This is a genomic window from Flavobacterium bizetiae (assembly GCF_902804475.1).
Taxonomy (GTDB): Bacteria; Bacteroidota; Bacteroidia; order Flavobacteriales; family Flavobacteriaceae; genus Flavobacterium; species Flavobacterium bizetiae.
Genome location: NZ_CADCSU010000003.1, coordinates 1 through 939 on the forward strand (window position 1 = coordinate 1; position 939 = coordinate 939).

General features: G+C 45.4%; 1 protein-coding gene. It reads left to right on the forward strand.

The genetic code is table 11. The features are described from left to right. The coding region (locus tag FLACOL7796_RS00015; RefSeq protein WP_173968573.1) for a DUF11 domain-containing protein at positions 1-939 on the forward strand (939 nt) is incomplete at both ends.

Sequence of the window (939 nt, forward strand, 5' to 3'; positions counted from 1 at the left end):
CCCAACCCCGGTTGCGCAGTCTAATGTTGGTATAACCAAAACCGCAAGTAGCGCTACGCCTAATGTTGGCAGTAATGTTACTTTTACTTTAACAGCAACCAATGCAGGTCCAAGCAACGCAACAGGAGTAAGTGTAACGGATATTTTACCTTCCGGTTATACTTTTGTAAGCGCCAGCACAGCTTCAGGAACCTATACAAGTGGAACAGGAATCTGGGCGATTGGTGCTTTAGCCAATGGAGCTAATGCTACCTTATCTATCATTGCCACAGTCAATGCCTCAGGAACGTATACCAACAGTGCGAGTATAGCTGCCAATGAAGCAGATCCTACCCCTGGAAATAATACCTCTAGTGTTACCCCAACCCCGGTTGCGCAGTCTAATGTTGGTATAACCAAAACCGCAAGTAGCGCTACGCCTAATGTTGGCAGTAATGTTACTTTTACTTTAACAGCAACCAATGCAGGTCCAAGCAACGCAACAGGAGTAAGTGTAACGGATATTTTACCTTCCGGTTATACTTTTGTAAGTGCCAGCACAGCTTCAGGAACCTATACAAGTGGAACTGGAATCTGGGCCATTGGTACTTTAGCCAATGGAGCGAATGCTACCTTATCTATCATTGCCACAGTCAATGCCTCAGGAACGTATACCAACAGTGCGAGTATAACTGCCAATGAAGCAGATCCTACCCCTGGAAATAATACCTCTAGTGTTACCCCAACCCCGGTTGCGCAGTCTAATGTTGGTATAACCAAAACCGCAAGTAGCGCTACGCCTAATGTTGGCAGTAATGTTACTTTTACTTTAACAGCAACTAATGCAGGCCCAAGTGCTGCAACAGGAGTGAGTGTAACAGATATTTTACCTTCTGGCTATACTTTTGTAAGTGCCAGCACAGCTTCAGGAACCTATACAAGTGGAACTGGAATCTGGGC